This window comes from Sulfitobacter rhodophyticola, from assembly GCF_041281685.2.
GTDB lineage: Bacteria > Pseudomonadota > Alphaproteobacteria > Rhodobacterales > Rhodobacteraceae > Sulfitobacter.
In genome coordinates, this window is sequence record NZ_CP166251.2 from 416,918 (window position 1) to 441,198 (window position 24,281).

A 24,281-nucleotide genomic window follows, 5' to 3' on the forward strand; every position below is an offset into this window, starting at 1 on the left:
TGCTCAAAGCTTTGAATTATCGCACTTTCCTTCATCTCGTCCTGCCGTTCCCATCTGCCGTGCCTATTTGCCTGTGAATTCGATTGCGCCATCAGGCAGCAGGTAAAGGACATAGGCACCGCCGCCACTGACCGTCGGATAATGATCCGACCCGGGCGGATAGACATACCAACCCGGTTCAATGCCATCGAACTGGGGCGCACCTTCCACTGGCATGATCGCGCCAATCTCGCCGGTCGTATGAATATGATGCGGCCCCTTGACGTTCTTCATCCGAACGACGTCAACGCTGAACGCACCTGCCTTGCCGCCGGGCTTGATCGCGCGACCGAACTTGATGCCGCCCCCTTCGTGCTGCATCAGCCAGCCTTCACGCTCCCCCGCTTCGCAAAGCTGCGTCAGTTCCGAGAATACCTTGCCGTCCACCGGATATGTCTTGTTCAAATAGGTCGCCAGTTCTGCATCCACCGCGCGCCCCTCAAGATCGGATGCGATGTCAGACATGAGGCTGCCAAACTCCTGCTGCGCCATGGTCGATCCTCCATCACCTTCCCTGAAATCACTGGTCAAAGCATACAGTCCCTGCTGCCTGACATCGCGATTTTCTGGGATCTAACCGGAGAAAATTTGGGAATTCTGCACTATTATGCTAAAAAGTACCGCAATACGGGAATTGTGTGCCGCATTCTCCCGGTCCCGCGGTGCACCCCGGTCCAGCGATCACGATTCCTTCCGGGCTGATACGAGGCCGCGGCGCTGCGCCACGCTACCAGGTCAAATCCGTGAAGAGATGTCCAAAGATGCCCTCAAAGGTCTTGGCCGAACTCCGTTACCAACGACCGCACGACTTCCTTCAAGGCTTCTTCCTTGTCGGCGCCTGCCTCGGCCGCCTTTTCAAATACAGAAACCTGACGTTGGGAGCTTGTCCCGTCTTTCAGGATGTTGCGCGCGCTCTGAACCTCGTTCAGGCAGCCCAATTCGCTGGCGTAAGGGGTTGCAAGGTCAATGATCTCCTCAAGAATTTCCTCGAACGGCACGATCTGTCCGATGCCAAAGTCGATCAAACCCTTGGACAGGCCGTACCGCTGCGCACGCCAGCGGTTTTCTTCGATCAGAAACCGCTCATATAGACGCCACCGCTGGTTCTTCCTGCGCAGTTCATAGAGCATCCTGAAGATACTTTGCGTCAACGCGGTGATCGCGATGGCATGGCTGATCTTCGGGCTCACGTCGCAAATCCGCGATTCCAGCGTTGGAAAACGCGCCGAAGGGCGCACATCCCACCACATCTTGCTTGCATCCTCGACGATGTCAGCCCCGATGATCGTCTGGATAGAGCGATCATACTCAGAAAAACTTGAAAAGACCGGGGGCAGCCCGGTCCTTGGCAGATTGTCGAACACCGTCAATCGGTAGGAATGCAATCCGGTTTCGCGCCCTTCCCAGAAAGGCGAAGACGTGGACAAGGCAAGCAGGTGGGGAAGAAAGTATGAAAACTGGTTCAGCAAATCGATCCGCAGGTCGTCATCGTCTATCCCGACATGGACATGCATCCCGCAGATCAGCATCCGGCGCGCCACACCGGCAAGATCCTTTTCAAGGGCCTGATACCGCTCCTTGTCGGTGAACCTCTGTTTTTGCCAGGCTGCGAACGGATGTGTCGACGCCGCAATAGGCTCAAGACCGAATTCATTGCAGGCCTGTTTCACCGACCGCCTGAGATGGGCAAGGTCCTCGCGCGCTTCGGCCACGGTCGCGCAGACACCTGTGCCGACTTCAATCTGGCATCTGAGGAATTCCGGGCTGACCTTCCCGCCAAGCTTGTCGATGCAGTTGTCCATAAGCGCATCCGGGGCTGCAACAAGATCAAGCGTTTCCACGTCGACAATCAGGTATTCTTCCTCAACGCCAAGAGTGAACGAAGGAGCGTCATGTTTCATTACCCGTTCTCCGCAAATGTTGATCCGACATGCACACCGCCAGAACCACCTGACGCCTGCATCCAATCCGAATTACAATATCTTCCGCAGGTTAGGTGAATTAGTGCGCGTTGTCAGGACACCATCTGGGCAAGTGCGTGCGCGGTCAAACCCGCAGGACCGCAACTGCGCCAGAACCCCCAACCGTTTGCGGATATCAGGCGTAGCGGGCGGCGAACCGGCGCAGGATCTCACCCGGCACGGTGACATCGGCCGCATGACAGGCTTCGATCAACCTGTCAGCATCTTCGGGTGGGAAATACCCGTGATTGCGATAGATGCGAATGCGTCTTTCAAAATCCTTTGCATCGGCTTCGGGGTGAAACTGGGTGGCATAGACGTTCTGGCCATATCGGATCATCTGGATCGGACAACTGACGGAGTGTATCAAGTGGACCGTGCCAGGCGGCAGGCTCTGCACCGCTTCCTTGTGCCCGACAAAGACGTCGAACTCCCCTTCCAGATCGGCAAGCAGTGGGTCCTCCACGGCAGCGGGCAGCAAACCACAGGTTGACGCGCCTACCGGCTCTCCAAAGCGTTCCTTGCTGACCTCGCCCCCCAGATGTTCGGCCAGAATACCAAGCCCATAGCAGCACCCCATGAATGGATGATCCTGCGCGGTGATCTGTGGCATCAGATCAAGGATTTGCCGCTCGATCCGCGCTTCCTGTGCGCTTTTCTGTTCGGGCGTGTCACTGACACACCCCGGACCACCGCCCACGATCACGGCGGCATAGTCGGTCACGTCCAGCCCCGCCGGGATATCCTCCTGATCGACGCGGATCCGGTGCGTCTGATCTGCGGATATCCCGCATTTCGCTAGAATGGCGGCATACTCATCGTCTGACGCGTCTGTTTCCGGGCGTAATTGGAGGATCAGGAATTTTTTCATTCCGGTGCGGTAGCGGCAAACTGCGCCGGATTCAAGAAAATCAGAACCTGAGCCATCGACTAACAGATACGCAAGATGTGTATCAACTTCTTCGGCGACGGCGATCAGGCGACCATGCCAATGGCCCGCTCAAGCGGTAAAGGGCGCAAGTCCCAGGATTTCGCGGGTCTGGGCAAAGGTGGCGACAGGCCGTTGGTATTTCTCGCAAAGATCGGCGGCGCGCGCGATCAGCGCGGCGTTGGAAGGGGCAAGCGTTGCACGATCAAGGCGCATGTTGTCCTCCAGCCCCGCACGCGTGTGCCCACCTGCCGCAATGGCCCATTCGTTCACCTCGATCTGTGCCGAGCCAATGCCCGCGGCACACCAAGGTGCGTCTGGCGCGCGGCGGCGCATCGTCTTGACATAGAAATCAAAAACCTCGCGGTCCGCAGGCATGGCGTTCTTGACCCCCATTACGAACTGCACATAAAGCCTGCCCGGCAACGCCCCCGCCTTGTGCAACGCAATGGCCTGCAGGATATGGCTCAGGTCAAACGCCTCGATCTCAGGCGTAATGCCGTATCTGGCCATCTCCCCGGCCAGCCATGCCACCAGATCGGGCGGGTTTTCATAGACCCGCGTTGGAAAGTTGTTGGAGCCGACCGACAGCGATGCCATGTCAGGCTTCAGCGGCAGCATGCCCCCCCGCTCCTTGCCCGCACCCGACCGACCGCCGGTCGAAAACTGGATCACGACCCCGGGGCAGTGTTTCTCCAACCCCTCCTTGAGTGCGGCAAATTTCTCCGGATCGGAAGACGGCGTTTCGTCGTCGTTACGCACATGCGCATGAATGATGGACGCCCCCGCCTCTACCGCCGCATGACTGCTTTCGATCTGCTCGTTCACCGAAATGGGCACCGCAGGATTGTTGGCCTTGGTGGGGACCGATCCGGTGATCGCACAACACAGGATACAAGGATTGTCAGACATCGAAGAACACCGTTTCTTTTTGACCCTGCAGGTGAATGTCCAGATGATAGCCGTCTGCGGTCCTTGCTGCCATCAGTGTCTGCGCCCGCGCACCGGCTAACGCAAGAACCGGATCGCCTTGGTTGTCTTCATCCGGGAAATACGCCCGTGTCGTCAGCCCAAGGCCGATGCCCCGCGCGACGATCCATATCAGGATATGCGGCGCCTGCGCCCCCACGCCACCGGGTTTGAGCGTCTCGAACCTGAACGCGCCGTTGGCATCAGCAGGCTGACGCCCCCAACTGGTAAATCCCTCCGGCGCAAAACTGCCGTCGGGGCTGGCTTGCCAGATCTCGATCAAGGCATCGGTCACAGGCGCGCCATCGCCGTCAAAAACCGCCCCGGAAAACACGATCCGCTGGCCCGTCACTTGCCCCACGATCATCAGCGCACCAAGGTCCTGACCGCCGTACATGTCCCGCAGCCCCGCGAAACCGGGCACACAGCCGATATGCACATAGGGCCCTGCGGTCTGCGACGGCGATTCCCGTGTCGGTCCGGTCATGTTCCCTCCCGCTGATTTTCAAAGTAGGTCGCCTGCCGCCCGCGCAGCGTGATGTCAAAGCGGTAGGCGCGGATATCCATCGGCACGGTCTGCGCCATGTCCAGCCGTGCCACCAGCGTGTCGATGCCCTTGGGGTCCGGGATCGACTGCACGATCGGGCATAGCGCGATATGGGGGTCGCCCTCGAAATACATCTGGGTGATCAACCGCTGGGCAAACCCATCCCCGAAGACGGAAAAGTGAATATGCGCGGGCCGCCAGTCGTTTCCGCCGTTGGGCCAGGGGTACGGCCCGGGCTGAATGCTGCGGAACCGATAGGTCCCGTCCGGTCCGGTGATACAGCGCCCGCACCCCCCGAAGTTGCGGTCCAGCGGCGCAAGATATCCATCCTTCTTGTGGCGGTATCGCCCCCCCGCGTTGGCCTGCCAGACCTCTATCAGTTTACCGGACAGGGGCCGCCCGTCCTGATCCTTCAGTGTGCCGTGCACAAGGATACGCGGCCCCAAAGCGGTCTGCCCGGCTGCCGCATAGTTGACGATCAGATCATCATCATCTGGTCCCAGAATGTCATGCCCGAAGGTTGGGCCCGTCATCTCCGTTTCGGTTGGGGCGTAGTGCAGTCGTGCGTGCGCGGGGGACCGCAGCAGACTTGACCGGTACTCAGGGTAAAGCGGCGGCGGATGCGCCCCCAGATCACGCGGCTTGAAGACCCCATCATTCATCGGGCGCGGCTTTCATTTCTGCCAAGGTCTGCTTGGCCAGTTTGAGCGCATGGTTGGCGCGCGGCACCCCGGCATAGATCGCAACATGTTGAAAGACCTCTGCAATATCGGCCTCGGATGCGCCTGTGCGCGCGGTGGCGCGGATATGCATCGGGATTTCATCGAAGTTGCCCATGGCCGCCAGCAAGGCCAGCGTCAACATCGAACGCTCCCGTTGTGGAATGGCATCACTGGCCCAGACAGTGCCCCAGGCCCCTTCGGTGATCAGCTGTTGAAAGGCATCGTCAAAGGCGGTGCGCGCCGCATTCGCCCGGTCGACATGCGCGTCGCCCAACACCGCGCGGCGCACGGCCATCCCCGCCTCCGCCCGGGTCAACGGGACCGACGTGGTCGCCATCAGATCCCGGATCGCCGCTGCAACGGCCGGGGCTGCATCGATGCAAGGCAAATGCCCTGCACCCTCCAGCGTGACATGCCGCGCGCCCACGATCATCTTGGCAAGTGCTGCAACACTGTCAGGCGGCACTGCCGTGTCCGCGCTGCCGGAAACGCATAAGGTCGGCACAGCAATGTCAGCGCTGAGGTTGCTCAGATCGGCGTCACGCAAAACCGCGCAGGTCTGCGCATAGGACACAGGATCGTTGCGCATCAGCATCCCACGGTATCCTGCAACCGCATCCGGATTGTCCGCCTTGAATGCGGCCGAAAACCAACGATCAAGCACCTCATCCGCCACCGCTGGCAAACCGGCCTGTTGCACCGCGTCGATCCGATCCTGCCACAGGTCAGCGGAGCCAATACGTGCCGCGGAATTGCACAGCACCAGTGCACGTATCAGGTCAGGTCGCTGCGCCGCCACAGCTTGCGCAACCATGCCACCAATGGACAGGCCACACAGAACAACCTTAGAAAGACCCTTCATTTCGAGCAGGGCGATCAGATCAGCGGCAAGAACATTGATCCCGGCATCTCCCGGGCCAGCCTCAAAAGCCGCGCTGGCGCCATGACCGCGCAAATCATAGGTCAATGTCGCCTGCCCCGGCCCCAATGCGTCAATCACGCCATCCCAGATGTCTTGATCACACCCAAGCGCGTGGACAAACACCACCACGGGGCCCGTTCCGCGCCGGTGGCGATAGGCCATCAGGGTTTCATTACATGTCTTGAAGTCCAAAAATGCCCCTCCGCCCCGGCATCATATCATTCCAAAGGCAGTCCGACGTAATTCTCTGCGATGGTCTTCGATGCTGCCTCAGATTGCACCAGATAATCAAACTCTGCACGCTGCATCTTGCGCTCGAAATCGGTATGATCCGGAAACTGGTGCATCAGGTTCGAAAGCTGCCACGAGAACCGCTCCACCTTCCAGACCCGTGCCAATACGATCCGGGAATAGCTGTCGATATGCGTGGTACTGCCGCTGCGATAACGCTCCGCTAGCGCCCGCGCCAAAAGCCGTACATCCGCGACGGCAAGGTTCAGGCCCTTGGCACCGGTGGGTGGAACGATATGCGCCGCGTCCCCTGCCAGAAAAAGGTTTCCGTATCGCATCGGCTCAGCCACGAAGGACCGCAGCGGTGCGATGCTTTTCTCAAACGACGGTCCGGTTTGCAGGTTTGCCGCGGCCTCCGCCCCGATGCGCAGGCGCAATTCGTCCCAGAACCGGTCGTCTGACCAATTTTCGGGATCATCATCCGCGTCGCATTGCAGGTAATACCGGCTCCGCGTGGCCGATCGCATGGAGCATAGGGCGAAACCGCGCGCGTGGTTGGCATAGATCAGTTCATCACTGACGGGGGGCCGTTCGGTCAGAACGCCGAGCCAGCCAAAGGGATAGACACGCTCAAAGGTGCGCAACACATCCGCCGGAATGGACTTGCGGGACACCCCGTGAAACCCGTCGCAACCCGCCACATAATCACAGGTCACTGTGACGGGCTGCCCATCGTGCTGGAAACTGACCGTCGGCTGGTGCGTCTTCAACGCGCCCGGCGTCACATCCTCCACGTTGAAAAAGAAACACCCGCCTTCGGCCATGCGTTTGTCGAACAGGTCGCGCGTCACCTCTGTCTGCCCGTACACCAGCACGGATTTACCCGTCAGCGCAGCAATATCGATGCGATGCCTGTCCCCGTCGAACGCCAGATCAAATCCGCTGTGCACCAAACCTTCGCGATGCATGCGGTCGCCCACACCTGCTTCGGTCAACGCGTCAACCGTGCCCTGCTCCAACACGCCCGCCCGAATGCGCCCTTCGATATAGGCCCGGTCGCGCCGGTCGATGACGATACTATCCACGCCCGCGTTCGCTAACAGCTGCGACAGCAAAAGCCCCGCGGGTCCTGCACCGATGATACAGACGGAGGTGCGATGGGTCTGGGGCATGGTTTCCTTTCACGCAGAAACATGCGTCCGATAGCGACAAGGTCGCGCTGTGACGCTCAAGAACATGTGGTCAGCAAAGCAGCCAATCCGGGTATCAGAAGCCAATTGCAGCAGCGAAACAACCCACAAATTTCCACATGAACAATCGCGCTTAGATAGTTGATTATCGAGCACTATTGCAACTTGACCAACGGCAAGTCGCGTCTTAGCGGATACCACAAGATGACCCTTGATTGCACCCGGAACAACACACGCTATTCCCATTCAATTCAATCCGTTACGATGGGTCTACGCCCTCCGATGTAACCCTCAGGCGCCCTTCAATCGCAAATGCCGTCGCGCAGCGCGATCAGGTCTATCGCTGCGCGCGTTCGTACAAGAGCTCGACCAAATCATTGAGAACACGGTACAAAGTCGACCTCAATCGTTCTGCCTTGTCGGCGCGCCACGCCCAAGGCGGTGTTTCGTCCATATAGCAACTCTGTGCCAGTTCAAGGCGTACCGCATGCACATCATTTCCGGGTTGGCCATGTTGCGCGACAGACCAGCCGCCGCTTGTTCCCTGGCTCAACCGCGTGCGATACCTGTCCGCCGCATAACAGCGGGTCAATATACAGCTTTCCACAGCATTGGCACAGGCTCTGGATAAGTTTGTCCAAAGGTTGATATCCGGACAACTGACGGGGGCGTCCTGTGGATTAAACGACCCGATCGAATGACAATCGAACAGCAGGGCGGCCCCATGATACGCCTTCACGCGCGCCAATTCCGCCGAAACCGCCGCGTGATAGGGCGCGTGATACTTCTCGACCCGCGCGGCCATCTCCGTGGCATCTGGCGCTGCTCCATCGCGGTAGATCGGCGCGCCCTTGCGGTCTGTCAGGGGGAAAAGACCCGATGCCATAAGCCCCGCAAAGGAACTGAAGGCCGTTGGCGGGTGGTCCACATCAATCACATAGCGATGGATGGGCGTCCGCACCACGCTAAGATCCATCCCCAAGCCATTGTAAAGACGATCAACATGCCAATCCGTCTCGGCCAATGCCTGCCCGGTTTCGCTCAGCGACGGGAGGACGTCGGAAGGCAGTTCCGAACCGGAATGGGGGATGCCAAGAACGACGGGCAAACTGCCTTGCGTGACCTCGATCATATGTTGCCTCCCCCTCGCAGGTCACCCCGAATGCTGGGCGCGCACGTATTCCATGACGGAATCGCGCACAGACATTTCGCCGCGGTCGCGCGCCGCATAGATGACCTCGCGCACCTCCTCCAGATTGCAGCGCCGCAGCAAGCTCTTGACTGGTCCGATGGAAGCCGGGCGCATGGACAGATTGCGAAACCCGATCGCTGCGAAACACAAAGCCTCGACCGGACGCCCGGCATCTTCGCCGCAAAAGGACAGATCCGTTCCAGTGTTGCGGCACCGGTCCGCAATGCCTTCCAGAAAGGTCAGAAAGCTGACGTTAAGCGTGTCATACCGCCGCCGCACCCGTTCGTTTTCACGGTCCGCCGCAAAGAAGAACTGCTTCAAGTCATTGCCGCCAATGGACAAAAACTCAACCTCTTCAAAAAATTTCTGCGGTGCGAAGGCAAGGCTGGGGGTTTCCAGCATCGCGCCCACTTCGACGCTTTCGGGCAGGATGTGACCCAGCTTTTGTTCACGGGCAAGGGTCTTGTCGATTTCGGCACGGGCGGCGCGATACTCTTCGAACTGCGCCACGAAGGGGAACATGATCGTCAAGGGGCGCCCATTCGCCGCCCGGATCAGCGCCTGCAATTGCATCCGCATGACACCCGGTTTGTCCAGCCCAACGCGGATCGCGCGCCACCCCAACGCGGGGTTCGGCTCATCGTTCGGCTTCATGTAGGGCAGCACCTTGTCGGACCCGATATCAAGCGTGCGAAACACCACGCGCTTGCCTTGGGCGGCGTCCAGCACCCTGCTGTAAAGCGCGGAAAGCTCTGAACGTCTGGGCATCTTGTTGCGCACCAGAAACTGCAGTTCCGTTCGGAAAAGCCCGACACCTTCGGCACCGGAGCTGTTCAGCGAAGGCAGATCAGCCATCAGGCCTGCATTCATGTGCAGGCCAATCGTATGGCCGCAGGTGGTCACCGCAGGCAAGTCACGTATGGAAGAATATCGTTTCTGCGCGGCGGTGTGCATGGCGATCTTGTCACGAAACGCACCGGCGACGGTTTCATCTGGCCGCAGGTGCACAATCCCCTGCTCCCCGTCCACCATGATGTGATCGCCGTTCAGTGCCTCATTGGTGATCCGGCTTGCATGTACGACCAGCGGGATCGCCAGCGCACGCGCCACGATTGTTGCGTGGCTCCCGACAGAACCATCCTCCAATACGATCCCACGCAGTTTGCGGCCGTATTCCAGCAGTTCCGCCGGGCCGATATTCCGCGCCACCAGTATGGGATCACTGGGCAATTCCGCCCCGGTATCCGCCCCCTGACCCGTGAGGATCCGCAGCAGGCGGTTGCTCAGGTCGTCCAGATCGCTGAGCCGTTCGCGCAGATAGGCATCGGTGATCTGGTTCATGCGCGCGCGCGCCTGCGATTGTTCCTTCTCCACGGCCGCTTCGGCGGACAGGCCGTTCTGAATGTCCTGCAACATGCGCCGCATCCACCCTTTGGAATTGGCAAACATCCGATAGGCTTCAATGACTTGTTGCTGATCCTTGTCTCCCGCTGCCATGGTCAGCATCTGATCCACGCTCAGGCGCAACTGGTCCACCGCCTCGGTCAGCCGCTCCGCCTCGCGGGCGGGATCATCCGCAATCGGGTTGGAGACAACGACGCGGGGTTCATGGAGCCAGACATGGCCTTCCGCCACCCCTTCCTGGCCCACCGTACCACGGGTCATCACCGGCTGGCTGTGGCGTGCGGACATGGCCGCCCCTTCGCCCACGAAAACGCCCAGTTCGGTCATTTCGGCCAGAACCATCGCGACGACTTCGAGGGCATAGACCTCATCGGCGGAGAATTCCCGCGCGGCCTTGGATTGCACCACCAAAACGCCCAGCGATTCACCCAATCGTTGTACCGGGACGCCAAGGAAGGAGGAGAAAATCTCTTCCCCGGTTTCAGGCATGAAACGGAAACCCGTGGCCTGCGGGGCATCGGGGGTGTTGATGATCGTGCGCCGCTTGGCCACCCGGCCCACCAGCCCCTCGCCCATTTTCATGCGCGTCTGGTGCACGGCTTCGGCGTTCAGACCCTCAGTCGCACACAGTTCAAGCGTGTCTTCGTCCCGAAACAGATAGATGGAGCAGACCTCGCACCCCATGGAAGTGGCGATCAGATGGGTGATCTTGTTAAGCCGCGCCTGACCGGGATCATCGCCCGCCATGGCATCGCGCAAGCGGCCAAGCAGTTTCCGGCTTTCTGTCTCAAAGCGCTCTGGCATTCCGCTGCGCCTCCCCCGTGCATACTGCGGCTTAGAACATAGTTCATGAGAGAGGAAAAGTGGCCCGTCTGTCTAGGGCCAAGGCACCGCGCGCGCTGGGATTGCGGGACACGTTATGCGCGCCACAATGCGATCACGCACATTTATTGCGAATCTGGCCTGACAGCACCGTACCGATGGCACGCCGGACCCTGTCAAACGCTGCGGCGCATGTCAGGCGGTGGCCAGACGCCTCTCAGGCCACCCGGTCAAGCTCAAAAGCGTCATGCAGCGCCTGCACCGCCAGTTCCATGTATTTGCGGTCAATCAGAACGGAGATCTTGATCTCCGACGTTGTAATGACCTTGATGTTGATCCCTTCCGCAGACAGGCACTGGAACATTTTCGCGGCCACCCCGGTGTGGCTGCGCATTCCGATGCCGACGACGCTGACCTTGGCCACGTCATCGTCCACGATCAATTCCTGGTAGTTGAAAACGCCATCGGTCGCCGCCTGTGCCATGGCCTTTTCCGCGCGCGCCACCTGATCCACCGGGCAGGACCAGGTCATGTCGGTCCGCCCCTCCTCCGAGATGTTCTGCACGATCATATCGACATTCACCCCTGCATCGCTGAGCGTGGTAAAGATCGTGGCGGCGATGCCGGGACGGTCGGCCACCGACACCAGCGTCATTTTCGCTTCGTCGCGGCTGAATGCGACACCTGCAACCACATTGCTTTCCATGATTTCCTCCTCATCACAGACCAGCGTGCCTGCGTCATCTGATTGTTCTTCAAAGCTCGACAACACGCGCAGCTTCACCTTGTAGCGCATTGCCAATTCGACCGAACGGGTCTGCAAGACCTTGGCCCCGAGAGAGGCCAGCTCCAGCATCTCCTCGAAGGCAATCTTGTCGAGCTTGCGCGCCTTGGCCTCGACCCGGGGATCGGTTGTGTAAACGCCGTCCACGTCGGTGTAGATATCACACCGCTCCGCTTCGAATGCCGCTGCAAAGGCCACCGCCGTGGTATCCGATCCGCCCCGGCCCAGCGTAGTAATCCGCCCTTCGGGGCTGACCCCCTGGAAACCCGCGACGACGGCCACCTTCATGCCTTCGGTGAACTTGGTCATGATGTTGTCACTGGGTATCTCTTCGATCCGCGCGGCAGAATGGGCAGAGGTGGTGCGCACCGGCACCTGCCAACCCTGCCAGGACCGTGCGGGCACATCCATTTCCTGCAACGTCAGCGCCATGAGCCCCGCCGTCACGTTTTCCCCACTTGAAACAACCGCATCATATTCGCGCGCGTCAAACAGCGGCGATGTCTCGTTCACCCAGCCGACAAGTTCATTGGTCTTGCCCGACATCGCGGAAACGATGACGATCACGTCATAGCCCTTCGCCACTTCCACGCCAACGCGCTTGGCCGCGCGGCGGATGCGGTCCAGCGTGGCCACCGACGTGCCACCAAATTTCATCACCAGAACAGGCATGATCCCTCGCCCCTAAAGTCTGCGGCGGTTTACGCTGATGCCAGTGCAAGGGCAAGCAGCACCACGCCGCTCATTCCAATCGCGGGCGGTGCGGATATATTGCTGCCCTGCCCCGGGTCACCCCTCAGAACGGATGGTCGCGGCCATCCCATGTCTCGAAACAGCCGGTGTTGTCCATGCCCAGCGCGTCGAACCGCGCGGCAAGGCCGTGCACCGCTTCATCGGTGCTGATATCCGCGGCATCACCGCCCATGTCCGTGCGGACCCAGCCGGGATGATAGACGCCCACGGCAATCCCTTCTGGCTTCAGATCCACGGCCAGATTACGTCCGAGGTTCAACACGGCCGCCTTGGATGCCCGGTAGATATAGCTGCCCCCCGGCGCACGGGTATCAGACCCCATTTGCGAGCCGATGATGGCGATCTTGGCGCTGTCTGCCCGCCGCAGGTGTGGCAACAGCGCCTGAATGGTCAGAAAGACGCCTGTCACATTCGCAGCAAAGGTCTGTGCCCACAAATCCGGACCAAATCCGTCCTCAAGGGTGTCGCCCTTGTCCAGATAAACGCCCGCGTTGCAGACCAGCAGATCAATCGCCTTGTCCTCAAGCGTGGCCGCCATGTCCGTATGCGACCGCGGCTGCGTCACATCAAGGGTCAGTTGCGCATTGGCGGACCGGCCTGTCCCGATCACCGCGTGGCCTGCATCCCGGTAATGCGCGGCCAGCCCCGCGCCGATCCCACGGGTCGCCCCGGTGATGAGAATGTCCATGGTTCCGCTCTCCTGTCAGCTCAGTTTCTTCTTCGGCTTGAACGGCAGCGGCATCACCGGCACGCCTTCTTCCGCCAGCGCGCGGGCGTCATCCAGACGCGCTTCGCCATAAATTGACCGTTCGGGCGAGTCTCCCAGATGCATGGATCGCGCTTCTTCGACAAAGCGGTCGCCAACGTAGTCCGAGTTTTCTTCAACCTTCCGGCGCATCTCCGCAAGGGCCCGCTCTGCGTCAGAACCGGGTGCGCTCAACGCCATTGGTGTCGCCGCATCGTCTTGTCCCTTGGCCACGCGCGGTGCCATCACCGCCTTCGTGACAACCGACGAACCACAGACCGAACAGGATAGATGCCCCGCCCTTTCAAGCGCCTCATATGCGGATGCAGACTGAAACCAACTGTCAAAGTCGTGTCCCTGATCACATCTGAGCGAGTAATTGATCATCGCGGCCCCTGTTCCTGCTGACATGGGACATGGGGCAGCGCGGCACCTGCGTCAAGTTGCCGGATCCGCTGTATCCCGGCGTTTTGCAGGGCGTGGATCAAAATCCCTGATCAACTGTGCCAGTTCCGGTTCCGCGACCAGCCGCGCCGCTTTCTTGCGCGACACCCAGCGCCTGCGTCGCTGCCCGCTTTCTGGAAAGCGCTTGGCCAGAGCGATCACCGCAACCGGGTAAAGCATGGCAACACACTGCAACTCCCCTGTCTCCGTCCGCCCCTTGGCATAGGAATAGACACCCAGACAGGGACCATCGTTGCGGCCCTGCACACCACCTTCCTCCCAGGCTTCCTGCAAGGCGGATGCCGCCGGCGTGCGCCCTTCCATCGGCCAGCCCTTTGGCACGATCCAACGCTTTGTCCGGCGCGATGTGACCAATAATATCTGCACCTTGCCCCGTTTGACCCTGTAACACAGCGCTGCAAATTGCGTCCGCACGTCGCTTTTTGCTGCGCCATGCAGCGAAATGGGCAATTGCTTGATCATGCGCACCCCGTAAAAGCGCCGTGAAACTTCGGTCCGACTATAGGGCGCAGCCGCAATGAAGGCCAGCGCGCGCAGAAGCGCTTGTACCCTTTCGGGCCATGTTCGATAGTGCCGCGATGGTACGGGCAATCCTTTTTATGACAGCGCTATGGGGTGCGGCAAGCGCAGGTCTGGCCGACACCCCCCGCGTGACCGTCTTTGCCGCCGCCAGCCTGCGCGGGGTGCTGGAAGACGTGGCAGCCGACCATGATATCCCGCTAAGCCTGTCGTTCGGTGGCTCAGGTGCAATGGCACGCCAGATCGCGGCGGGCGCACCTGCGGATCTGGCCATTCTGGCCAGCAAGGACTGGATGGCGTGGCTGGTTTCGCAAGGTGTGGTTGCGCCCGATGCCCCGCAGCCAGTTGCGGGCAACGCACTGGTACTGATCGGGGCGAAGGGCGCGCCTGCCATGGCTGATCCCGCGACCCTCAAGGATCGCCTTGGCGGAGGCCGTCTTGCCATGGGGCAGCGGGACGCCGTGCCTGCGGGGGTCTATGCCCGCCAGTGGCTTGAATACGCTGGTCTTTGGCCTGGCATCGAAACGCATCTGGCGGAAACCGACAACGTCCGCGCCGCCCTCGCCCTTGTCGCACGCGGCGACGCGCCGCTTGGCATCGTCTATGCCAGCGATGCAACGGCCGAACCGCGCGTCAGCGTTGTATACGAAATTCCTGGCCACGCGCATGATCCCGTGACCTATCCCGCCGCGGCGCTGACCCCGGCAGGCGAACGCCTTCTGGCGCACCTACTGACACCTGCCGTGCAAGGCCGCTTTGCGGCCCATGGCTTCGCCCCGGTCCCGCCATGACGGTGGACGCCGCCGCATGGGAGGCCTTGCGCCTGTCGCTTTGGGTGGCCTGCTGGGCGACGGTGCTTGCCGTGCCGCTGGCGCTTTGGGTGGCGTGGCTGCTGGCGCGCCGGTCGTTTCGGGGCAAGGCGGTCCTGAACGCGCTGGTGCACCTGCCGCTGGTCCTGCCACCGGTTGTCACCGGCTACCTGCTGTTGATCGCCTTTGGCCGCACGGCGCCCATCGGTCGCCTGCTGGAAAGCCTTGGCATGGGGCTGGCGTTCCACTGGTCGGGTGCGGTGCTGGCCGCGATCATCATGGGCTTTCCGCTGATGGTGCGGGCCATGCGGCTGGCCATCGAAGCGGTCGACCCGAAACTGGAGGACGCCGCCGCGACGCTGGGCGCCCCGCGCGCCGCCATCTTTGCCCGCGTGACCCTGCCGCTGATCATGCCGGGCATCCTTGCCGGGGCCGTCATGGGATTTGCCAAGGCGATGGGTGAATTCGGCGCGACCATTACCTTTGTCGCCAACATCCCCGGCCAGACCCAAACTCTGCCCAGCGCGATCTGGACCGCCTTGCAGATCCCCGGCGGCGAAGGACAGGCGGCGGTCATGGTGGTGATGGCCTGCATCGTGGCATTGGCGGCCGTGGCGCTGTCCGAAGCACTGGCCCGGCGCGTGGCCGCACGGATTGCCGGCGGATGAGCCTTCAGGTCGACATTCGCCACCGCTTTGACAGCTTTGCGCTCGACGTGCGTTTCGAAGCTGGTCCCGGCATCACTGCCCTCTTTGGCCGCTCAGGCGGGGGCAAGACCACCATCATCAACGCCGTGGCAGGCCTTTTGCGCCCCGATGACGGGCGCATCACGCTGGGGGAAGAAACCCTTTTCGACGCAGCCGCAGGCGCCAGCATACCGCCGCAGGCACGCGGGCTGGGATATGTCTTTCAGGACGCCCGGCTTTTCCCGCACCTCACCGTGAAGGAAAATCTGACATTCGGGACCCGTTATGCGCCGAAAGGCAGGTCCGGTCCGGCACTGAATGAAGTCGTCGTCCTGTTGGGTCTGGAGGGTCTGTTGGGCCGCGCGCCCGGCACGCTGTCCGGTGGCGAAAAGCAGCGGGTCGCGCTGGGGCGCGCGCTGCTCAGCCGTCCGCGCATGCTGCTGATGGATGAACCCCTGGCCAGCCTCGACGGGCCGCGCAAACAGGACATCCTGCCCTACCTTGAACGCCTGCGCGACGGGCCACTGGGCCTGCCCGTGCTCTACGTCAGCCATGCTGTCGATGAAATTGCCCGGCTGGCGGACCGGCTGGTGCTGCTTCAGGAGGGCCGCGTCGCACGTCAGGGGCCGCTTTTCGAAGTCATGGCCGATCCCGCTGCGGTGCCGCTGCTGGGCGTGCGCGAAGCGGGTGCCGTGATCGAAGCGCAGGTGCTGGCCCACGCCAGCGATGGCCTGTCTACCCTTGCGATCAGCGCAGGACAGCTGGAATTGCCGGGTGTCCGCGCCGATGTTGGCGCAAAGGTCAGGCTGCGGGTCCTGGCGCAGGATGTGATCCTGTCCCGCGACCAGCCGCGCGGTCTGTCCTCTGTCAATGTGCTGCCCGTCACGGTCGAGGCGATCCACCCCGGTGACGGCCCCGGTGCGGCCATTGCACTGCGCGCCGGGTCGGACCGCTTGCTGGCGCGGGTGACCGCCCGCGCGGTGGCGGAAATGGCACTGACCCCCGGCATGGCCTGCCACGCCATCCTCAAGGCCACCACGGTCGCCCCCGGCAGCATCGGACGCTGAGGTTCAGACCTTGCGCACCGGCGGACGGCCCATCTTCTGCGTCAACCGCGCCACCAGTTCGTCGTGCGGGGTATCGCCGTCAATGGCCAGCTTGCGCAGCGCGAAATGCACATGCGCCATATCCTGATAATAGCTGGTGTAGGCATAATTCGTCGCGGCCCCCGCCACGGCTCCCAGCACCGGCACCGCCTGTGCAGCCAGCTTCTGGCCCAGCACCACGGCCAATTGCGGGGCAACGCGGGCAATCACCGCCTGCATCGCCTTGCCGGTCAGCGCCAGACGGGCCGACAGGAACCCCAGATCGGCCCCGTTGTCCTGCGACAGGGGCCCAGCCGCTGCAAAGACCTGAACGCAATCGAACTGCACGCTTTCTGACGCGGGATCAAAGTCATGCTCCACTGCGACACCCTGAATAACCCGCAAAAGCAGCGTCGTGGTCACGGGCAGTTCCGCCAGCGCTGTCGGCAGACCACCTGCCCCGCCCGCAGCACCCATCGCCGCACTCACCGCCTGATTGAGCCAGTCTTTCTGATCCGGCACATAATCCCGGCTGGAATGTGCGGCTTTCATCGCCTGCTCCAGCGCCTTGACGGTCGCACCTTCAAGATTGCGGCGCACCGGGGATGGCAAGCGATCCAGCAAACCATCCGCAGACCCACCAATCACATTGAGCACATGAATGCCCACGCCCCCTGCGGACTTGTAACGGCGTGCGATCCGGTCCAGCTGAGCCTCCACATCGACCGTGGCAGGCAGCGTATTGGAAATATCCATCGGGCATCCTTTCATCCCATGATGTGGGGCACCGGGAGGCGGATTTCAATCCAGCCAGCGGCGGACCTTGCCCGTGATCCCGTCCCACGCCCCCGGCACCAGATCCCGGCCCAGCACGCGATCGGGGTTGGTGGGTGGCGGCATTTCCACACCGGCAAGACGGCTGAAACCAAACCGTTCGTAATAGGGCGCATCGCCCACCAGCATCACCCGTTCCCAACCCGATGGCTGCGCCAGACGCAGGCTTTCCTCGATCAGCGCATGGCCCAGCCCTTCACCCTGCCGCGTGGGGTGCACGGCGACCGGGCCCAGCAACAGCGACTGCACCACACCGATGCGCACCGGCCAGAACCGGATCGCGCCGCTCAGGATGGCATCCGCATCCCGCGCCACAAGGCTAAGGCCCTCTACCGACGGGATGTCATCGCGCAGCCGGTAAGAGGACAACGCCTCCCGTCCCGGCGCGAAACACAGGTCATACAGCGCCTCGACCTCCCAATGATCGGCGGGTTTTTCGGGGGCAAGCTGGTACAACGCGCGGGGCTTTCAGGGATTGCGGTGGCCATGCCCCTAGCATGAGGGTAGGCAGAGGTGCAAACCAAGGAGAAGTTGATGTTCTACCGCCCTGCCGATGGCCACGGCCTGCCGCACAACCCCTTCAACGCCATCGTCACACCCCGGCCCATCGGCTGGATTTCAAGCCGGGACAGCGCAGGACGGGACAATCTTGCCCCCTATTCCTTCTTCAATGCCGTCGCTTACGTGCCGCCGCAGGTCATGTTTGCCTCCACCGGGGCCAAGGAAGATGTGGATGGCACCAAGGATTCCGTGGCCAACATCCGCGAAACGGGCGTCTTCTGTGTCAGCATTGTCGAACTGGCGGCAAAGGACGTGATGAACGCCTCCTCCGCCACATTGCCGCATGAGGTTGACGAATTCGCACACGCGGGCATCGATAAGGTCGATTGCAACGAAATCGCCTGCGCCCGCGTGGCCAACGCGCCCGCCGCGTTGGAATGCCGGGTGACCCAGATCACCCAGATCGAAGGGGCCGCGAATTTCGTCGTGTTCGGAGAGGTCGTCGGCATCCACATGCGTGACGATTGTCTGGTGGATGGGCGCTTTGACGTGACCACATTCACCCCCCTCAGCCGGATGGGATACCGGGACTATACCTCTGTGGATAGCGTCTTTGAATTGATGCGCCCGGACGACTGACGCACCCCGGGGGCGCGGAACCCCGATTGCCGGAGACGGCCGATGATGTTTGCCAACGGCAAGAGTGTGATAGGTAAGTCCTGCACATAACCGGAGAAGCGGCGATGAAACGCGATCACGTGGCAATCAACAAGGATGTCTGGAACGCCGACGCATCCAATTGGGTGGCGGTCGCACACGACCTATGGAGCCTTGAAACCCCGCGCTGGGGCAACTGGGGCAATCCTGACGACGGCCTGAACCTGCTTCCGGCGGACATGACCGATACCGATGCAATAGAGCTGGGGTGTGGGACAGGATACGTGTCGGGTTGGATGGCCCGCCGCGGCGCGCGGGTCACGGCGATCGATATCTCGACCGAACAATTGGCCACCGCCCGCGACTGCGCGGCGGCGCACGGCGCGGACATTACCTTCATCGAAGGAAATGCCGAAGCAACCGGCCTGCCGGATGCCACCTTTGACTTCGCCATTTCGGAGTATGGCGCATCCATCTGGTGTCCGCCGGACAGATGGTTGCAGGAGGCATGGCGGCTGCTGCGTCCCGGGGGCCGACTGGTGTTCCTGGGAAATCACCCGCTGTCGCTGATCTGCTCTCCCCTCGACGGATCGCCCGCCGACTGGACGCTGCACCGGCCCTATCGCGGCATGTGGGGCGCGGATTGGACCGAGGTCGAATTTGAGCCGTCTGGCGTGTGCTTCAACCTCACGATGTCATCCTGGATCGACCTTTTTGCAACCATCGGCTTTGGCATCATCAAGTATCAGGAGCTTTATGCACCGGAATGGACATCCGGCACGCGCGCGGCAATTCAGGCTGAGTGGGCCAAGAATTACCCCGTTGAACAGGTCTGGCACCTGGAAAAGCGAGCCTGACGGCGCGATCCTGTGCAGTGGCCCTTTGACCCGATCAATTCATGGGACCCCCGGAATGACTATCAGAAGCAGACAGCTCCAATCAGACCGCGCTCAATGCCCGCCCAGAATGCCCGTGCGCACCTGATAATCCACCGCCAACTGATAATCGGGGTCATCGTCACTATCGACCATCAGATGCCCCGCCTTTGACAGCAGTCGGTGGCAATCATGTGTCAGGTGACGCAACTCCAACCGCTTGCCCGCGGCTTCGTACTTGCCCGCAATCGCTTCGATGGCCTGTAACGCAGATTGATCCACCACCCGGCTGTCCGCGAAATCGACGATCACGCGGGACGGGTCACCTTCCACATCAAACAGCTCGACGAAACCATCGCTGGACCCGAAAAAAAGTGGCCCCTGGATCTGATATACCTGCGCGCCTTCCGGCGTGACGTAGTTCTTGGAATGAATACGCCGCGCGTTGTTCCATGCATAGGCCAGCGCCGACACAATGACGCCGACAACCACGGCCACGGCCAAATCCTCCATCACCGTGACAACTGTCACCAGCAGGATCACGAAGGCATCCGTCAGCGGCACCTTCCGCAAAATCGTCAGGGAGTTCCAGGCAAACGTCCCAATCACCACCATGAACATCACCCCGACCAATGCCGCCAGCGGTATCTGTTCGATGAGCGGCGCGCCAACAAGAATGAACAGCAATAAGAACAGCGCCGCAGCAATGCCCGCCACCCGCGTCCGCCCGCCTGATTTGACGTTGATCATCGACTGACCGATCATCGCGCAACCGCCCATACCGCCGAAAAATCCCGTCACGGTGTTGGAAATGCCCTGCGCGACACACTCTTGGCTGGCCCCGCCGCGGGTGCCTGTCATGTCGCCGACAAGGTTCAGCGTCAGCAGGGATTCGATCAGACCAATGGCCGCGAGGATCACGGCGTACGGCAGAATGATATAGAGGGTCTCAAGCGTAAACGGTGCCAGCGCTGTGCCATAAAGGCCGATCCCCTCCCCAAACGGATTGTGCGGCATGGGAAAGCCGCCCTCGATCGAGGCCAGATCACCCACACGCGGGACATCCATGCCTGTGCCGATCACAACCAGCGCCACGATCCCGATACCCGCCAGGGGGGCCGGGATGGCTTTGGTGATGCGCGGCATGACCCAGATGATCGCCATCGTCGCCGCCACCAGCGCCAGCATCAGGAAAAGCGGCTGACCGCTCAGCCATTCACCACCGCCCATGCCATGGCCGGTGTTCTCCATCGTGCCGGGGACCTTGAACTGGCCCAGTTGTGCCAGGAAAATCACAATGGCCAGCCCGTTCACAAATCCCAGCATGACCGGATGCGGCACCAGCCGGATAAATTTGCCCCACTGCATGACACCTGCGAAGACCTGCAGGAAACCCATCAGGACGACCGTAGCGAACAGGTATTCCACCCCATGCTGCGCCACCAGCGCAACCATCACCACCGCCAGCGCACCTGTCGCGCCCGAGATCATACCGGGACGCCCGCCAATCAACGCGGTAATCAGCCCGACAAGAAACGCCGCGTAAAGCCCGACTAGCGGATGCACGCCCGCAACAAAGGCAAAGGCCACCGCTTCGGGCACCAGTGCCAGGGCCACCGTCAGCCCGGCCAGCAACTCGATCCGCAGCCGCGAGGGGGAGAAACCGTCCTCCGGCATCCAGCGCAGATCGGTGACCTGCAGGTTCTTGGTAAAACTACGGAAGGTGGAACGCACCATAGGGCGACCTCATCAAGGAAATGTAACGGGAAACTGCGGCCCCCCTACCGCGTCTGTTGCGTGATGGAAACCCTTTCCTGCCGGTTTCTTGCCGACCTCCGGGGAAGTGTAGACAATCCCGCACTGCTCCTCCATCGTGTTTACAGAACTGAAACGGATGAGGATGAAATGGCGAGATTGTTTCTGATATTGGTGATATCGGCCTTCGGCCAAACCGCTTCTGCGGGCTCAATCACGCTGACGTTTGACGAATTCACCTGCAGTGGAGACCCGGTTTTTGAAGGTCGCCAGGGCCCGATCACCTACACCAACCCCAATCAGTTCGCCTATTCCAATTGTGGACCGCGCATCCTCGTGGGTGACGATGGTTTCAGTCAGAAAGCCGCCATAAGAGCCGACGAAGGCACGGTTTTTGACGTTACATCCTTTGATCTGAGCGCAGATTACGACGTCTACCGTTTTCCCCGCGCCGCCCTCAACGACGCCTTCAATCAAACCATTGAAACCGATGGTATCGGTGGCTTTGGCATCCTGTTGGAGGAGGTTCTTTTCTGGGACGTAGGCCCGAACCTTGAGCTGAAATTCGAAGCCGATGCCGAAAAGCTGGCGTCATTCGACTATTTCGAACTGCTGGGCTACCGCGATGGAGCATTGGTCGCGGAGGACGCCTTCGATCCGGCGGGGGTGTCCAACTACGCCCCCGGCGACGCATTCGAAAACCTCGACGAAATGATCCTCGGGGTCAGCGTTTCAGGCTATTCTACATGGTTCGATGACGATTACATCTACGGCTGCGCAATCCAGTGCGGCAGCGCGACATATGACAATGTCGTGCTGCAAACCCGCGTGGCCGTGGCCCCCGTTCCACTGCCTGCCACTGCTTTGCTGATGGGCATTGGCCTTCTGGCGCTATGGCCCCTGCGCAGATTGCGCAGACGCGCCTGAGCGTCACACACACATCGACGTGACGACCTTCGGCAGGGCTTGATAAGGCGCTGCCGTTTTTGCATGTCTGGTCATGAATTTTTCACCTTCATCTGAATTGAGGTTTCCATGAGCGCTCCCAAGATTGCCGTGATCGGCGGCTCCGGCATTTACGACATCGACGGTCTGGAAGGTGCCACATGGACCACGGTGGAAACACCATGGGGCGCGCCTTCTGACGATCTTCTCACCGGAAGCCTGAACGGCACGGACATGGTGTTTCTGCCCCGCCACGGGCGCGGCCATGTACATTCCCCGACCACGGTCCCCTACCGCGCGAACATTGACGCGCTCAAGCGGTTGGGGTGCACGGATGTGATTTCTGTCTCTGCCTGCGGGTCGTTTCGTGAAAACATGGTGCCGGGTGATTTTGTCATTGTGGATCAATTCATTGACCGTACTTTCGCCCGCGAAAAAAGCTTCTTTGGCACCGGGTGCGTGGCTCATGTCAGCGTCGCGCACCCCACTTGCCCGCGTCTGGGCGCTGCCTGTCTTGAAGCCGCGCGGGATGCGGGCATCACCGTACATGACGGCGGCACCTATCTGGCGATGGAGGGGCCACAATTCTCGACGCTGGCGGAATCGAAAATGTACCGGGAAAGCTGGGGCGCGGATGTGATCGGCATGACCAACATGCCCGAAGCCAAGCTCGCCCGCGAGGCAGAGCTTTGCTATGCCTCCGTCGCGATGATCACGGACTACGACAGCTGGCACCCCGATCATGGCGAGGTCGACGTGACCGAAATCATCAAGACGCTCATGGGCAACGCCGACAAGGGCCGCGCGCTCGTCTCCCGCCTGCCCGCCCTTCTGGGCACCGAACGCGCCCCCTGCCCACATGGCTGCGACCGCGCACTTGAATACGCGATCCTGACCCAGCCAGACGCCCGTGACCCTGCGCTGATGGCCAAACTGGATGCAGTGGCAGGGCGGATCATCAGCGCCTGATTTCTCGCATTGCGCGAAATATGCTATCCTCTCCCTTTCATTAAGGCATTTGGAGGGGGAGACATGAAACAGGGCGCAGTACGCATTCTTCAGGACGTTCTGACCGAGATGGGGCGCTACAACGGCCCCGTTGACGGGCAGATCAACGGCACCCTCGCCACCGCCGTCGCGGCGCTGATCGAGGACAATACCGACCGGCTGACCCAACCCCCGCTGGAGTGGAGCGATGCCCGCAAGCGTGTGGCCGCCTTCCAAATTCTGTGCAGCGATGCAGACTGCGACCCCGGGCCGATCGACGGGCTTTGGGGCCAGTTGACCGAATACGCTTACCTTGAAATGGCCCATTTCCGCGAAACCGGTGAACACCTGATCAACTTCCGCGACATCGTGCCGGGCAACGCCAACCCCAACGGGTGGCCGACGGACCGCCCCGGCCAGGAAGAACTGATGGATTTTTTCAGCTACCGCCCCCGGCAAGGCACTGATCCCGCCACTGTCATTGTGGATTGCCCATGGCAATTGACCCTGAACTGGGACCGCTCCGCCAAGACACGCCGGATCGGATGCCACCCCAAGGTCGCCGATAGCCTCGCGCGGGTGCTGCACGCCATCCATGACCACTACGGCAGCGACGCCATTCAAGACATGGGCCTGCACCTTTATGGCGGCTGCAAGTCGGTTCGCAAGAAACGCGGCGGCAGCACCTGGTCCACCCACTCCTGGGCGGCGGCCATAGACTTCGACCCCGATCACAACAGGCTGGACTGGAGTTGGCAGCACGCACACCTCGCACGGCCGACCTGCATGCGGTTCTGGGAAATCTGGGAAGAGGAAGGCTGGCTGTCGCTGGGGCGCGCGCGCAATTTCGACTGGATGCATGTGCAGGCTGTGAAAATTCCCTGACCGAAAGCCAGTAGTCTTGCACTGAGGGACCGTTGTTGCCATTGATCAGGGGGCAACAAGGGGAGCATC

25 protein-coding genes and 1 pseudogene are annotated in these 24,281 nt (G+C 61.2%); 8 read left to right on the top strand and 18 right to left on the bottom strand.

Annotation, left to right across the window (positions count from 1 at the left end; all coding sequences use genetic code 11):
• Positions 1 to 63 precede the first annotated feature (63 nt).
• From AB4X18_RS03020 to AB4X18_RS03090, 15 genes and pseudogenes are all read right to left on the bottom strand, one after another.
• Positions 64 to 531 carry a DUF4863 family protein gene (locus AB4X18_RS03020; RefSeq protein WP_370402217.1) on the bottom strand — a complete coding sequence of 156 codons (468 nt, stop codon included), beginning with the start codon at positions 529 to 531 and terminating at the stop codon, positions 64 to 66.
• Between the two features lie 275 nt (positions 532 to 806).
• Complete coding sequence (locus AB4X18_RS03025) at positions 807 to 1,940, bottom strand: carboxylate-amine ligase (RefSeq protein ID WP_370402218.1); 1,134 nt, start codon at positions 1,938 to 1,940, stop codon at positions 807 to 809.
• Positions 1,941 to 2,136: 196 nt separating this feature from the next.
• Positions 2,137 to 2,871, bottom strand: coding sequence for a glutamine amidotransferase (locus tag AB4X18_RS03030; RefSeq protein ID WP_370402219.1), 735 nt, complete (start codon positions 2,869 to 2,871; stop codon positions 2,137 to 2,139).
• Positions 2,872 to 3,000: 129 nt separating this feature from the next.
• Positions 3,001 to 3,840 (bottom strand): 3-keto-5-aminohexanoate cleavage protein, encoded by an 840-nt coding sequence (locus AB4X18_RS03035; protein ID WP_432817079.1) that lies wholly within the window; start codon positions 3,838 to 3,840, stop codon positions 3,001 to 3,003.
• The gene (pcaG, locus tag AB4X18_RS03040; protein WP_370402220.1) at positions 3,833 to 4,384 is read right to left on the bottom strand and encodes a protocatechuate 3,4-dioxygenase subunit alpha; all 552 of its coding nucleotides are present in this window, start codon (positions 4,382 to 4,384) and stop codon (positions 3,833 to 3,835) included. The genes AB4X18_RS03035 and pcaG overlap by 8 nt, the downstream gene beginning before the upstream one ends.
• A complete protein-coding gene (gene pcaH / locus AB4X18_RS03045) occupies positions 4,381 to 5,106 on the bottom strand; it encodes a protocatechuate 3,4-dioxygenase subunit beta (protein WP_432817080.1) in 726 nt (241 codons plus the stop codon). Before pcaH ends, pcaG begins: the two co-directional genes overlap by 4 nt.
• Positions 5,099 to 5,503, bottom strand: a complete 405-nt coding sequence (gene pcaC / locus AB4X18_RS03050; protein WP_432817404.1) for a 4-carboxymuconolactone decarboxylase — start codon at positions 5,501 to 5,503, stop codon at positions 5,099 to 5,101. Before pcaC ends, pcaH begins: the two co-directional genes overlap by 8 nt.
• Positions 5,492 to 6,250, bottom strand: a pseudogene (gene pcaD / locus AB4X18_RS03055) (3-oxoadipate enol-lactonase); the annotation flags it as partial. The gene pcaC and the pseudogene pcaD, both read right to left, overlap by 12 nt.
• Before the next feature lie 56 nt (positions 6,251 to 6,306).
• Positions 6,307 to 7,491, bottom strand: a complete 1,185-nt coding sequence (gene pobA, locus AB4X18_RS03060) for a 4-hydroxybenzoate 3-monooxygenase (RefSeq protein ID WP_370402221.1) — start codon at positions 7,489 to 7,491, stop codon at positions 6,307 to 6,309.
• 355 nt (positions 7,492 to 7,846) lie between these two features.
• Complete coding sequence (locus AB4X18_RS03065; RefSeq protein WP_370402222.1) at positions 7,847 to 8,641, bottom strand: N-formylglutamate amidohydrolase; 795 nt, start codon at positions 8,639 to 8,641, stop codon at positions 7,847 to 7,849.
• 21 nt (positions 8,642 to 8,662) lie between these two features.
• Entirely contained in the window at positions 8,663 to 10,909 is a 2,247-nt protein-coding gene (gene ptsP, locus AB4X18_RS03070) for a phosphoenolpyruvate--protein phosphotransferase (protein ID WP_370402223.1), read from the bottom strand.
• A 235-nt stretch (positions 10,910 to 11,144) separates the two neighbouring features.
• The gene (locus tag AB4X18_RS03075) at positions 11,145 to 12,383 is read right to left on the bottom strand and encodes an aspartate kinase (protein ID WP_370402224.1); all 1,239 of its coding nucleotides are present in this window, start codon (positions 12,381 to 12,383) and stop codon (positions 11,145 to 11,147) included.
• Between the two features lie 124 nt (positions 12,384 to 12,507).
• Positions 12,508 to 13,152 carry an SDR family NAD(P)-dependent oxidoreductase gene (locus tag AB4X18_RS03080; protein WP_370402225.1) on the bottom strand — a complete coding sequence of 215 codons (645 nt, stop codon included), beginning with the start codon at positions 13,150 to 13,152 and terminating at the stop codon, positions 12,508 to 12,510.
• 15 nt (positions 13,153 to 13,167) lie between these two features.
• Positions 13,168 to 13,596, bottom strand: coding sequence for a DUF1178 family protein (locus AB4X18_RS03085; protein WP_370402568.1), 429 nt, complete (start codon positions 13,594 to 13,596; stop codon positions 13,168 to 13,170).
• 51 nt (positions 13,597 to 13,647) lie between these two features.
• Complete coding sequence (locus AB4X18_RS03090) at positions 13,648 to 14,136, bottom strand: NUDIX hydrolase (protein WP_432817081.1); 489 nt, start codon at positions 14,134 to 14,136, stop codon at positions 13,648 to 13,650.
• Between the two features lie 137 nt (positions 14,137 to 14,273).
• Here AB4X18_RS03090 and modA point away from each other — a divergent pair, with 137 nt between their 5' ends.
• The 3 genes from modA to modC are packed head-to-tail and all read left to right on the top strand — an operon-like array spanning position 14,274 to position 16,755.
• Positions 14,274 to 14,984, top strand: a complete 711-nt coding sequence (gene modA, locus AB4X18_RS03095) for a molybdate ABC transporter substrate-binding protein (RefSeq protein WP_370402227.1) — start codon at positions 14,274 to 14,276, stop codon at positions 14,982 to 14,984.
• Complete coding sequence (gene modB / locus AB4X18_RS03100; RefSeq protein WP_432817082.1) at positions 14,981 to 15,670, top strand: molybdate ABC transporter permease subunit; 690 nt, start codon at positions 14,981 to 14,983, stop codon at positions 15,668 to 15,670. The genes modA and modB overlap by 4 nt, the downstream gene beginning before the upstream one ends.
• Positions 15,667 to 16,755, top strand: a complete 1,089-nt coding sequence (gene modC / locus AB4X18_RS03105; protein ID WP_370402229.1) for a molybdenum ABC transporter ATP-binding protein — start codon at positions 15,667 to 15,669, stop codon at positions 16,753 to 16,755. Before modB ends, modC begins: the two co-directional genes overlap by 4 nt.
• A 3-nt stretch (positions 16,756 to 16,758) precedes the next feature.
• Here modC and AB4X18_RS03110 read toward each other — a convergent pair whose 3' ends face one another.
• Together AB4X18_RS03110 and AB4X18_RS03115 are read right to left on the bottom strand one after the other, a co-directional pair.
• Positions 16,759 to 17,529 (bottom strand): EcsC family protein, encoded by a 771-nt coding sequence (locus tag AB4X18_RS03110; protein ID WP_370402230.1) that lies wholly within the window; start codon positions 17,527 to 17,529, stop codon positions 16,759 to 16,761.
• A gap of 45 nt (positions 17,530 to 17,574) precedes the next feature.
• On the bottom strand, positions 17,575 to 18,063 hold the full coding sequence (locus AB4X18_RS03115) for a GNAT family N-acetyltransferase (RefSeq protein WP_370402231.1): 489 nt from the start codon (positions 18,061 to 18,063) through the stop codon (positions 17,575 to 17,577).
• A gap of 78 nt (positions 18,064 to 18,141) precedes the next feature.
• Here AB4X18_RS03115 and AB4X18_RS03120 point away from each other — a divergent pair, with 78 nt between their 5' ends.
• Positions 18,142 to 18,747, top strand: a complete 606-nt coding sequence (locus tag AB4X18_RS03120; RefSeq protein WP_432817083.1) for a flavin reductase family protein — start codon at positions 18,142 to 18,144, stop codon at positions 18,745 to 18,747.
• A gap of 104 nt (positions 18,748 to 18,851) precedes the next feature.
• Positions 18,852 to 19,622, top strand: coding sequence for a class I SAM-dependent methyltransferase (locus AB4X18_RS03125; RefSeq protein WP_370402232.1), 771 nt, complete (start codon positions 18,852 to 18,854; stop codon positions 19,620 to 19,622).
• A gap of 93 nt (positions 19,623 to 19,715) precedes the next feature.
• Here the strand turns inward: AB4X18_RS03125 and AB4X18_RS03130 are convergent, their stop codons facing one another.
• Positions 19,716 to 21,377, bottom strand: a complete 1,662-nt coding sequence (locus AB4X18_RS03130; protein ID WP_432817084.1) for a SulP family inorganic anion transporter — start codon at positions 21,375 to 21,377, stop codon at positions 19,716 to 19,718.
• 168 nt (positions 21,378 to 21,545) lie between these two features.
• Here AB4X18_RS03130 and AB4X18_RS03135 point away from each other — a divergent pair, with 168 nt between their 5' ends.
• From AB4X18_RS03135 to AB4X18_RS03145, 3 genes are all read left to right on the top strand, one after another.
• Positions 21,546 to 22,322 (top strand): hypothetical protein, encoded by a 777-nt coding sequence (locus AB4X18_RS03135; RefSeq protein WP_370402233.1) that lies wholly within the window; start codon positions 21,546 to 21,548, stop codon positions 22,320 to 22,322.
• A gap of 108 nt (positions 22,323 to 22,430) precedes the next feature.
• Positions 22,431 to 23,309 carry an S-methyl-5'-thioadenosine phosphorylase gene (locus AB4X18_RS03140; protein WP_370402234.1) on the top strand — a complete coding sequence of 293 codons (879 nt, stop codon included), beginning with the start codon at positions 22,431 to 22,433 and terminating at the stop codon, positions 23,307 to 23,309.
• 63 nt (positions 23,310 to 23,372) lie between these two features.
• Positions 23,373 to 24,212, top strand: a complete 840-nt coding sequence (locus AB4X18_RS03145) for a hypothetical protein (RefSeq protein ID WP_370402235.1) — start codon at positions 23,373 to 23,375, stop codon at positions 24,210 to 24,212.
• Positions 24,213 to 24,281 lie beyond the last annotated feature (69 nt).

Excerpts from the sequence above, each read along its gene's own strand:
- modB (WP_432817082.1), top strand. The coding sequence starts at position 14,981 with ATGACGGTGGACGCCGCCGCATGGGAGGCCTTGCGCCTGTCGCTTTGG.
- AB4X18_RS03135 (WP_370402233.1), top strand. The coding sequence starts at position 21,546 with ATGGCGAGATTGTTTCTGATATTGGTGATATCGGCCTTCGGCCAAACC.
- AB4X18_RS03145 (WP_370402235.1), top strand. The coding sequence starts at position 23,373 with ATGAAACAGGGCGCAGTACGCATTCTTCAGGACGTTCTGACCGAGATG.
- AB4X18_RS03080 (WP_370402225.1), bottom strand. The coding sequence starts at position 13,152 with ATGGACATTCTCATCACCGGGGCGACCCGTGGGATCGGCGCGGGGCTG.
- AB4X18_RS03120 (WP_432817083.1), top strand. The coding sequence starts at position 18,142 with ATGTTCTACCGCCCTGCCGATGGCCACGGCCTGCCGCACAACCCCTTC.
- pcaG (WP_370402220.1), bottom strand. The coding sequence starts at position 4,384 with ATGACCGGACCGACACGGGAATCGCCGTCGCAGACCGCAGGGCCCTAT.
- AB4X18_RS03090 (WP_432817081.1), bottom strand. The coding sequence starts at position 14,136 with ATGATCAAGCAATTGCCCATTTCGCTGCATGGCGCAGCAAAAAGCGAC.
- pobA (WP_370402221.1), bottom strand. The coding sequence starts at position 7,491 with ATGCCCCAGACCCATCGCACCTCCGTCTGTATCATCGGTGCAGGACCC.
- modC (WP_370402229.1), top strand. The coding sequence starts at position 15,667 with ATGAGCCTTCAGGTCGACATTCGCCACCGCTTTGACAGCTTTGCGCTC.
- AB4X18_RS03125 (WP_370402232.1), top strand. The coding sequence starts at position 18,852 with ATGAAACGCGATCACGTGGCAATCAACAAGGATGTCTGGAACGCCGAC.
- AB4X18_RS03020 (WP_370402217.1), bottom strand. The coding sequence starts at position 531 with ATGGCGCAGCAGGAGTTTGGCAGCCTCATGTCTGACATCGCATCCGAT.
- AB4X18_RS03085 (WP_370402568.1), bottom strand. The coding sequence starts at position 13,596 with ATGATCAATTACTCGCTCAGATGTGATCAGGGACACGACTTTGACAGT.
- pcaC (WP_432817404.1), bottom strand. The coding sequence starts at position 5,503 with ATGGCGACCACGTCGGTCCCGTTGACCCGGGCGGAGGCGGGGATGGCC.
- AB4X18_RS03110 (WP_370402230.1), bottom strand. The coding sequence starts at position 17,529 with ATGGATATTTCCAATACGCTGCCTGCCACGGTCGATGTGGAGGCTCAG.
- AB4X18_RS03130 (WP_432817084.1), bottom strand. The coding sequence starts at position 21,377 with ATGGTGCGTTCCACCTTCCGTAGTTTTACCAAGAACCTGCAGGTCACC.
- AB4X18_RS03035 (WP_432817079.1), bottom strand. The coding sequence starts at position 3,840 with ATGTCTGACAATCCTTGTATCCTGTGTTGTGCGATCACCGGATCGGTC.
- AB4X18_RS03030 (WP_370402219.1), bottom strand. The coding sequence starts at position 2,871 with ATGAAAAAATTCCTGATCCTCCAATTACGCCCGGAAACAGACGCGTCA.
- pcaH (WP_432817080.1), bottom strand. The coding sequence starts at position 5,106 with ATGAATGATGGGGTCTTCAAGCCGCGTGATCTGGGGGCGCATCCGCCG.
- AB4X18_RS03140 (WP_370402234.1), top strand. The coding sequence starts at position 22,431 with ATGAGCGCTCCCAAGATTGCCGTGATCGGCGGCTCCGGCATTTACGAC.
- AB4X18_RS03075 (WP_370402224.1), bottom strand. The coding sequence starts at position 12,383 with ATGCCTGTTCTGGTGATGAAATTTGGTGGCACGTCGGTGGCCACGCTG.
- AB4X18_RS03025 (WP_370402218.1), bottom strand. The coding sequence starts at position 1,940 with ATGAAACATGACGCTCCTTCGTTCACTCTTGGCGTTGAGGAAGAATAC.
- AB4X18_RS03065 (WP_370402222.1), bottom strand. The coding sequence starts at position 8,641 with ATGATCGAGGTCACGCAAGGCAGTTTGCCCGTCGTTCTTGGCATCCCC.
- ptsP (WP_370402223.1), bottom strand. The coding sequence starts at position 10,909 with ATGCCAGAGCGCTTTGAGACAGAAAGCCGGAAACTGCTTGGCCGCTTG.
- modA (WP_370402227.1), top strand. The coding sequence starts at position 14,274 with ATGACAGCGCTATGGGGTGCGGCAAGCGCAGGTCTGGCCGACACCCCC.